Source organism: Streptomyces chiangmaiensis (assembly GCF_036281785.1).
Classification (GTDB): domain Bacteria; phylum Actinomycetota; class Actinomycetes; order Streptomycetales; family Streptomycetaceae; genus Streptomyces; species Streptomyces chiangmaiensis.
Map to the genome: position 1 here is coordinate 1 of NZ_JAYWVC010000267.1, position 9223 is coordinate 9223.

At 72.6% G+C, this 9223-nt stretch carries 5 protein-coding genes and 1 other RNA gene; all 6 read left to right on the forward strand.

Annotation, left to right across the window (positions count from 1 at the left end; genetic code table 11):
* Positions 1-104: 104 nt before the first annotated feature.
* The 6 genes from ffs (at position 105) to VXC91_RS39225 (ending at position 9079) form a co-directional block, all read left to right on the forward strand.
* An RNA gene (ffs, locus tag VXC91_RS39200) (signal recognition particle sRNA small type) lies at positions 105-201 on the forward strand.
* Positions 202-285: 84 nt separating this feature from the next.
* Complete coding sequence (locus VXC91_RS39205; RefSeq protein WP_329512133.1) at positions 286-2493, forward strand: DNA polymerase III subunit gamma and tau; 2208 nt, start codon at positions 286-288, stop codon at positions 2491-2493.
* A gap of 134 nt (positions 2494-2627) precedes the next feature.
* Positions 2628-3884 carry a phosphoribosylamine--glycine ligase gene (gene purD / locus VXC91_RS39210; RefSeq protein WP_329512134.1) on the forward strand — a complete coding sequence of 419 codons (1257 nt, stop codon included), beginning with the start codon at positions 2628-2630 and terminating at the stop codon, positions 3882-3884.
* A 400-nt stretch (positions 3885-4284) separates the two neighbouring features.
* Entirely contained in the window at positions 4285-6282 is a 1998-nt protein-coding gene (locus VXC91_RS39215) for a hypothetical protein (RefSeq protein WP_329512135.1), read from the forward strand.
* Between the two features lie 311 nt (positions 6283-6593).
* Positions 6594-8093: a N,N-dimethylformamidase beta subunit family domain-containing protein gene (locus VXC91_RS39220; RefSeq protein WP_329512136.1), complete on the forward strand. Its 1500-nt coding sequence runs from the start codon at positions 6594-6596 to the stop codon at positions 8091-8093.
* Between the two features lie 86 nt (positions 8094-8179).
* Positions 8180-9079, forward strand: a complete 900-nt coding sequence (locus tag VXC91_RS39225; protein ID WP_329512137.1) for a phosphoribosylaminoimidazolesuccinocarboxamide synthase — start codon at positions 8180-8182, stop codon at positions 9077-9079.
* The last annotated feature ends 144 nt before the right edge of the window (positions 9080-9223 follow it).

The window sequence follows — 9223 nt, forward strand, 5'->3', positions numbered from 1 at the left end:
CGTGCGCCCTAGGCCTCTAGGCGAATCCTCCGCCGGAAACATTACATGACGCCGGGGAGTGCTAGCGAACTCGTTCGGGCCCCCGGCGATCGGGTACGCTGGGGGCCAGCCCCTCACGCGGCGCTATCTGACTGAACTCCCCCAGGGCCGGAAGGCAGCAAGGGTAGGTCGGCTCTGGCGGGTGCGTGAGGGGTCTTCTGCGTCGGCGGCCGGGGCGCGGGTGCAGGGCTCGGGAGCGGGCTCGGGCCGGTCGCTTTGTCAGCGGGCGCCTATAACCTCGTATGTGTGTCGTCTCTCGCGCTGTACCGCCGCTATCGCCCGGAGTCGTTCGCCGAGGTCATCGGGCAGGAGCATGTCACCGACCCGCTGCAGCAGGCGCTGCGGAACAACCGGGTCAATCACGCGTACCTGTTCAGCGGGCCCCGCGGCTGCGGGAAGACGACCAGTGCACGCATTCTGGCCCGGTGCCTGAACTGCGAGAAGGGGCCGACACCGACGCCGTGCGGCGAGTGCCAGTCCTGCCGGGACCTGGCCAGGAACGGCCCGGGGTCCATCGATGTCATCGAGATCGACGCCGCGTCGCACGGTGGTGTCGACGACGCCCGTGACCTGCGGGAGAAGGCCTTCTTCGGGCCCGCGAGCAGCCGGTACAAGATCTACATCATCGACGAGGCCCACATGGTCACGTCGGCTGGATTCAACGCTCTGCTGAAGGTCGTCGAGGAGCCGCCCGAGCACCTCAAGTTCATCTTCGCGACCACCGAACCCGAGAAGGTCATCGGGACCATCCGGTCGCGCACCCATCACTACCCCTTCCGGCTCGTGCCACCGGGGACCCTTCGGGACTACCTCGCCGAGGTGTGCCGGAAGGAGGAAATCCCCGTCGAGGACGGAGTTCTGCCGTTCGTCGTGCGCGCCGGTGCCGGGTCCGTGCGTGACTCCATGTCCGTCATGGACCAGCTGCTGGCGGGCGCGGGTGCCGACGGCGTGACGTATGCCATGGCCACCTCGCTGCTCGGATACACGGACGGGTCACTCCTCGACTCCGTCGTCGAGGCCTTCGCCTCCGGGGACGGGGCGGCCGCCTTCGAGGTCGTGGACCGTGTCATCGAGGGGGGCAACGACCCTCGGCGGTTCGTCGCCGATCTGCTGGAGCGGTTGCGGGATCTGGTGATCATCGCCGCCGTGCCCGACGCCGTCGAGAAGGGGCTCATCGACGCCCCGGCCGACGTACTGGAGCGTATGCAGGCGCAGGCGGGTGTCTTCGGTCCGGCCGAGCTCAGCCGTGCCGCCGACCTGGTCAACGAGGGACTCACCGAGATGCGCGGGGCCACCTCGCCCCGGTTGCAGCTCGAGCTGATCTGTGCCCGGGTGTTGTTGCCCGCGGCGTACGGGGACGCGCGGTCGGTCATGGCCCGCCTGGACCGTCTGGAGCGGGGCGTCGCCCTCCCCGGCGGTGGCGCCGGGCCCGCCATGGGGTACGTGCCGGGTCCCGAGGTGCACGGCGGCATGACCGGGGGGCCGGTGCCGCAGGATGCGGCACCCGTTCCGCTCGGCGGAGGACCGGCGGCGGCCCGTGCCGCCGTGCGGAACGGTGGTGCCGGGCCCGCTGGCGCGGGCGGTGCCGGTGGCCCGGCCGAGGCCGGTGCACCACCGGTGTCCGGACCGTCTCCGGCAGCGCAGGAGACCGCACCGGCCGCCCCCGCGGCGCCCCAGCCGGGGACCTCAGCCTCCGGCGCGCCCGGGGCCTGGCCCACCGCTGCCGCCGCGGGGGGCGGTCGACGGCCCGGCGGCTGGCCCACGGCGGCGCCCGCCGGCGGGGGACGGACCCCTGCCGCTCCGGGGCGAGGAGCCGCGCCCGCGACAGCCGCTCCGGCACCTGTCGCGTCCGTGCCCGCTTCCGGTGGTCTCGACCCCCGCACGCTCTGGCCGAACATCCTGGAGGCGGTGAAGAACCGCCGCCGCTTCACCTGGATCCTGCTGAGCCAGAACGCCCAGGTGGCCGGCTTCGACGGCACCACACTGCAACTCGGCTTCGTGAACGCGGGCGCCCGTGACAACTTCCTCAGCAGCGGCAGCGAGGACGTGCTGCGGCAGGCGCTGGCCGAACAGTTCAACGTGCAGTGGAAGGTGGAGGCCATCGTCGACCCGTCGGGTGGCTCGGCACCGCCGGCCACCGCGAGCTCCGGGTTCGGCGGCTACCAGCCGGGAGGAGGCGCCGGTCCCGGCGGTGGCGCCTCGGCAGCGCCGCGCCCCGCGGCCGAGCAGCCTGCCCCGCCGGCGCGTCCGGCCACCCCGGCGGCCTCCGCTCCGGCGCCCACGGCCCCTGCCTCGGCTCCGGCCACGCCCCCCGCCGATCGGCATGTGGTCGCCCCCGAGGACGACATGCCGGAGGACGACGACCCCGACCTGGACGAGTCGGCCCTGTCGGGCCATGAACTGATCGTCCGGGAGCTGGGAGCCACCGTGGTGGAGGAGTTCTCGAACGAGTAGCGGGAGCGAGCAGGGCCACCGGCCGGGGGCGGTGCGTGTCCCCTTCCTTTCGGGAGGAACCTACGAACATCCGTCCCGGTGCCCTTCGGCGGCCCCCACAAGGTCACCCCGCCCCGCCGGTTAGGCTGACCCCCGTGAAGGTCCTCGTCATCGGTAGCGGCGCCCGCGAACACGCCCTGTGCCGTTCCCTCTCCCTCGACCCCGACGTCACCGAGCTGCACTGCGCCCCCGGAAACGCGGGCATCGCCGAGGTGGCCCAGTTGCACCAGGTCGACGCCCTCGACGGACAGGCCGTGGCCGCGCTGGCCACCGAGCTCGGGGTCGGGCTGGTCGTCGTGGGCCCGGAGGCCCCGCTCGTCGCGGGCGTCGCCGACGTGGTGCGCGAGGCGGGGATCCCCGTCTTCGGACCCTCCGCGGAGGCCGCCCAGCTGGAGGGCTCCAAGGCCTTCGCCAAGGACGTGATGGCGGCCGCGGGCGTACCCACCGCCCGTTCGTATGTCTGCACGAACGCCGAAGAGGTCGAGGAGGCGCTCGACGCCTTCGGTGCCCCCTATGTGGTGAAGGACGACGGCCTCGCCGCAGGCAAGGGCGTCGTCGTCACCAGCGACCTGGAGGCCGCGAAAGCGCACGCGGCCGGATGCGGGCGCGTGGTCGTCGAGGAGTACCTCGACGGACCCGAGGTCTCCCTGTTCGCCGTCACCGACGGGGAGACGGTCCTCCCGCTCCAGCCGGCCCAGGACTTCAAGCGCGCCATGGACGGCGACGAGGGGCCCAACACCGGCGGCATGGGGGCGTACTCGCCGCTCCCGTGGGCCCACCCGAAGCTGGTCGAAGACGTCCTGCAGATGGTTCTCCAGCCGACTGTCGACGAGATGCGCCACCGTGGCACCCCCTTTTCCGGACTGCTGTACGCGGGCCTGGCGATCACCTCGCGCGGCGTCCGGGTCATCGAGTTCAACGCCCGGTTCGGCGACCCGGAGACCCAGGTCGTCCTCGCCCGGCTGAAGACCCCGCTCGCCGGTGTACTGCTGGCCGCGGCGAACGGCACCCTCGCCGACCTGGAGCCCCTGCGCTGGCGCGAGGACGCCGCGGTCACCGTGGTCGTGGCCTCGCACAACTACCCGGGCACCCCGCGCACCGGTGACCCGATCACGGGTCTCGACGAGGTGGTGGCCCAGGACGCCCCGCACGCCTACGTGCTGCACGCCGGCACCCGGCGCGAGGGCGACGCCGTGGTGAGCGCGGGCGGCCGTGTGCTGTCCGTCACGGCGACCGGCGCCGACCTCGCCCAGGCGAGACGGCGGGCGTACGCGGCGGTGGACCGCATCGGGCTCGAGGGCTCCCAGCACCGCACGGACATCGCGGCGAAGGCCGCGCAGGCCGGCGCCTGAGCCGAAGCCATGGCGCTGCCCGGCGATGAACCCCGCGGGCCCCGGATCCGTCTCACGATCCGGGGTCCGTGTCGTGAGGCGGGACCCGGAATCCGTGTCGGAGTCGCTGCGCGTCGGTGTGCAATTCGAGGTCTGGTCGTCGCCCTGCGTCATCCACCTTTCCCCAAAGCCATTCCATCGAGTGAGCGGTGACCTATCCGGCTGACGAGGTTCGGGGCCCCAACTAGGGTGCGGCGCAAGCGTTCCGGCACTTGGCCCACCGGCATTGCGATGTCGGTGACGGGTGCCACAGTGGGGGAGTGAGCAACGCACAGACGTCCGGCGACGACCTCTGTGACGGGGACCGTCACGGCGCAGGTCGCATGGGACAGAGGCGGAACATAGGGGGTGACGTCCGGTCGTGACCGGATTGGGTGTGGAGGCCGGCGCGCAGGCCGCGCGTTCCCGGGCCCTTGCCGTACTGCGGATCCGCAGCAGGGCACTGGCCGTCGCTCTGCTGCCCGCCGCCGTCGCCGTCGTGCTCCTCGTGGGCCGCTCCACCGGTCACATCAGCGGTGGGCAGTGGGGGGTCGTCGCGCGCTGGGCCGCGACCGGCGTCGCCGCGGTGGTCCTGCTCGCCGCCGGCGGTATCGCCCTCGTCGTCGCCCGCGCCCGTCCGGCCGTCAGCCCCACAGTGCCGATCACGGAGGACTCGGCCCCCGATCTGTACCGGATGGTCCGGGACCTGGCCGATCGCCTCGACGTCCCCGCCCCGTCCGCCATAGCGCTCACCCCGGACTGCGACAGCTGGCTGGAGGACCGCACCCATCCCGCCCACGGCCCGCCGCTCCGGTCGGGAGACGAGATATCCGGCCCACGGGGCATACGCGGTCTGCCGTCCTCCCGGCACCACCGGGCTCCTGCGGCGCCCGTGCTCGTGATCGGCTCCCCGTTCCTGTGGTGGATGCGGGTGGGCGAACTGCGCGCGGTCCTCGCCCCGGTCGTCGCCGGTACGGGGCCGTCGGCACACCCGGACATAGCCGCAGCCCGTCGTTTCGTCCGAGGCCTGGACGCCGCCGTCGCCGTGACCTCGACCCCCACGCACAGACCCCTGATCCGTGCGGTGCTGGGCGGGGTCGGCTGGGTCGCCCGTCTGCTGCTGCGAAGCTGCCGAGGGCATGCGGAGGAGATGGAACGAGGGGTTGCGGCCGCCGCGGCCGAGCGTGCCCAGGCTGTGGACTACGGTCTGCGGATCGTCGCGCAGGAGCAGGTGGGTCTGGCCTATGCCGGCTGGGACCGGTTGCTGACCCGGGTCGCGTTGCCGGCCTGGCGAATGGGGCGCTGGCCTTCGCGGCTGGACGCGGGCGTGGTCGCGGCGCTCACCGAGCTCTCCCGCCGGGACCGCCTGGCCGAGGGATTCGCCTCCCGTCTGGGTGAGCGGCCGGCCTGCGACCTCCTGGAGGAGCCCGGAGCGGTGGACGAGGCTGCCTCGCTGCTGGCAGCACGCCTCTTCCACGGCGGTCCGGTGGCGCCCGGCCCGGACTGGGCTCCGGTGGACTGGCAGGAGTACCCCGACGAGGTCGTGGACCGCAAGTGGCGCGCGGATGCGGCCCGACTCCACCGGGTCCTGGACGCCTTGGGCGTCCACCGCACCACCCGCACGACCGTGCCCGACGCGGGCGGGCCGACGCTGGAGCGGGTGCTGGAGTATCTGGCGGTCCGGACGGGCGATCGCGAGGGCGATGTTCCGACGGCCGGGAGCGGATGCGCCGGCGTACCCACCCCGTACCCCGACAGTGCGCCCGGCAGGGCGGCCCACGGCCAGGGCGCGGAGGGCGCTTCCGACGGCGTGAGCGCGCCCGGCGGGGCGACCGTCCCCGACGCGGGCGCGGATTTCCGTGGCATGAGCGTGCGAGGCGAGTCCGTCGGCGTACCCGGCGGTCACACGAGCACTGGTGCCGTGTCCGCCGCCGGTTCCCTGTCCGGCAGCGAGGAGGACGGCGCGGTCGCCGGTGCGCGGACCGCCGCCGTCATCGCCGGACTCAGTGCCGAGGTCGCATGGGAGGAGTCGGCCGTCGCGGCGACACCGGGCCGGGCCGCAGGACACCCGCCGGCGCCCGACCGCACGGTGTGGGACGACGCGTTGCTCCCGCTGTTCCCCCTCCAGCCGCCCCGCACCGGCCGCGAACTGCTCGTCGACCATGTCGCCGCGATGGTGTGCTGCGCCGCGATGGACACGGCCGGAGCCGTGCCCGGTCTCGACTGGCTGGACGGCCCGTCCCTGGTGGTCAGAGGCGAACGTGCGACCGACCTGGCCCCCCGGGTGCTCACCCTCGTCGAGGAGGGCGACCCGGGGCCGCTCCGCACCTGGCTGCTCCACCTCGGCATACGTCCCGAGAAGCCGGTCCGGTTGGTCTGACGTCCGCCTCCGGCGGCCACGCGACTCGGCCCGTCACCCGGTCCCCCCGGGGGGGACTCTTCCGTCCCGTAGGCCCACCGTCACCCTTCCTGTCGAGCCGGACGTGGCCCTTGGTGCCCCCACCCCGCCCACCTGCGGTGATGCCCCTCCTCATGGCGCCCGGCCCCCGATCCCTGCCGGAGAATCCCATTCCGTTCACGTCAATTCGCGACGAACGGTGACGGAGTGCGTGCGTAATGTGATGTGCTGGGACCGTTCGCGTACGACGCAAGGGCTTACGACGGCTGACGGGGTCGAGGGAGGGGACACGCATGGGGTCGGAACACATCCGCCGCTGGGAGTCGGGCGCTCTCGCACACGCCGTGACGGATCCTTTCGGCCAGGGCCCTGTCCCCTGGCTCCGGGGCAGCGAGACATACTTCGACGACACAGGCCAGGTGGTCCCCTGGTACGTGGATCCGGCCCCGGCCCACGTTCCGTCCCAGGGCCACAAAGGAGCGCGGATCCCGGCGCCCCGCACCGGTGGCCCCCGCTCCGCCGACGACGTCCACCGCCAGATCAAGGGCTTCACCTCCACCGGCGGGGTCGCGCCCGGCGAGGCCATCGACTTCCGCATCACCGTGGACCCACCCCAGGAGTTCGCCGTCGACGTGTACCGGATCGGGCACTACGGCGGCGACGGGGCATCCAAGATCACCACCAGCCCTCGTCTCTCCGGCATCGTGCAGCCCCCTCCGCTGACGGCCGACCGCACGGTCTCCTGCCACCACTGGTGGCTCTCCTGGCGGCTGCAGATCCCGTCCCACTGGAGCATCGGCGCGTATGTGGCGGTCCTCACCACCACCGACGGCTACCGCTCCCACGTCCCTTTCACCGTCCGCGACAACCGGCCGGCCGACCTTCTCCTGCTGCTCCCGGACATCACCTGGCAGGCGTACAACCTCTACCCGGAGGACGGCCGCACCGGTGCCAGCCTCTATCACGCCTGGGACGAGAACGGCCGGCTGCTCGGCGAGGCGGACGCCGCCACCACGGTCTCCTTCGACCGCCCGTACGCGGGCGCGGGTCTCCCGCTGCACGTGGGGCACGCCTACGACTTCATCCGCTGGGCCGAGCGCTACCACTACGACCTCTCCTACGCCGACGCCCGTGATCTGCACGCCGGCCGTATCGACCCCACCCGCTACCGCGGCCTCGTCTTCCCGGGCCACGACGAGTACTGGTCGTCGCAGATGCGCCGCACCGTGGAACTCGCCCGCGAGAACGGCACCTCGCTCGTCTTCCTCTCCGCCAACACCATGTACTGGCAGGTGGAGTTGGGGCCGTCCCCGTCCGGTGCCCCCGACCGCCTGCTCACCTGCCGCAAGCGTCGCGGCCCGGGGAAGCCCACGCTGTGGCGGGAGATCGACCGTCCCGAGCAGGAGACCATCGGCATCCAGTACGCGGGCCGGGTGCCCGAGCCCCACCCCCTCGTCGTCCGCAATGCGGACCACTGGCTGTGGGAGGCGACCGGCGCCGAGGAGGGCGACGAGCTCGCGGGGATGGTCGCCGGGGAGGCGGACCGTTACTTCCCGCGCGCGCCACTGCCCGAGCATCAGGGCCGCATCCTCCTCGCTCACTCCCCGTACCGGGACAGCGAGGGCATACTGCGGCATCAGGAGACGTCCCTGTACCGAGCTCCCTCCGGCGCCCTGGTCTTCGCGTCCGGGACGTTCGCCTGGTCGCCCGCACTGGACCGCCCCGGCCACGTGGACGCCCGTATCCAGCAGGCGACCGCGAACCTCCTTGACCGCATCTGCAAACGGGACTGACTCCGTCCCGTCCCGGCCCCGCGGACCGGCTCGCTCCTCGCATACGGGAGAATCGAGCCAATTGGAGAGAACCACGGGGAGGAACCGTGTCCGGATTCGTCGAAAAGCCCGAGCCCGTCGAGGTCCCGGGGCTGGTGCATCTGCACACCGGAAAGGTGCGGGAGCTGTACCAGAACGAGGCGGGCGACCTCGTGATGGTCGCCAGCGACCGAACGTCCGCGTTCGACTGGGTGCTGCCGACCGAGATCCCGGACAAGGGCCGGATCCTCACCCAACTGTCGCTCTGGTGGTTCGACCAGCTCGCCGATCTGGTCCCGAGTCACGTCCTGAGCACGGAACTGCCGCCGGGCGCCCCCGCCGACTGGGCCGGCCGCACTCTCGTCTGCAAGTCCCTGCGGATGATCCCCGTGGAGTGCGTGGCGCGTGGCTACCTCACCGGCTCGGGGCTCCTCGAGTACAACGAGTCCCGCACCGTCTGCGGCCTTGCCCTCCCCGAGGGCCTGGTCGACGGCTCGGAGCTGCCCGCGCCGATCTTCACCCCCGCCACCAAGGCCGCGGTCGGCGAGCACGACGAGAACGTCTCCTACGAGGAGGTCGCCCGCCAGGTCGGTGCGGAGACGGCTGCCCAGCTGCGGCAGACGACCCTTGCCATCTACGGCCGCGCCCGGGCCGTCGCACGCGATCGCGGGATCATCCTGGCGGACACCAAGTTCGAGTTCGGCCATGACGGCGACACCCTCGTCCTCGCCGACGAGGTCCTCACCCCGGACTCGTCCCGCTTCTGGCCGGCCGACCGCTGGGAGCCGGGCCGGCCCCAGGCGTCGTTCGACAAGCAGTTCGTGCGGGACTGGCTCACCTCCCCCGCCTCCGGCTGGGACCGCGTGAGCGAGCAGCCCCCGCCGCCGCTGCCCCCGGAGATCGTGGAGGCGACCCGGGCGAAGTACATGGAGGCATACGAGCGGCTGACCGGCGTCCGCTGGTCCTAGTGCGGCGACCGGAAAGGTTCACCGGCAAACCTTTCCGGCCACAGCACTAGCCGATCACGGGCCCGGCGACCCGCCGGGCCACGGCTGCCACCCCACCCGCAAGACGCAGAAGCCCCCCGGCCTGGGCCGGGGGGCTTCTGCTCA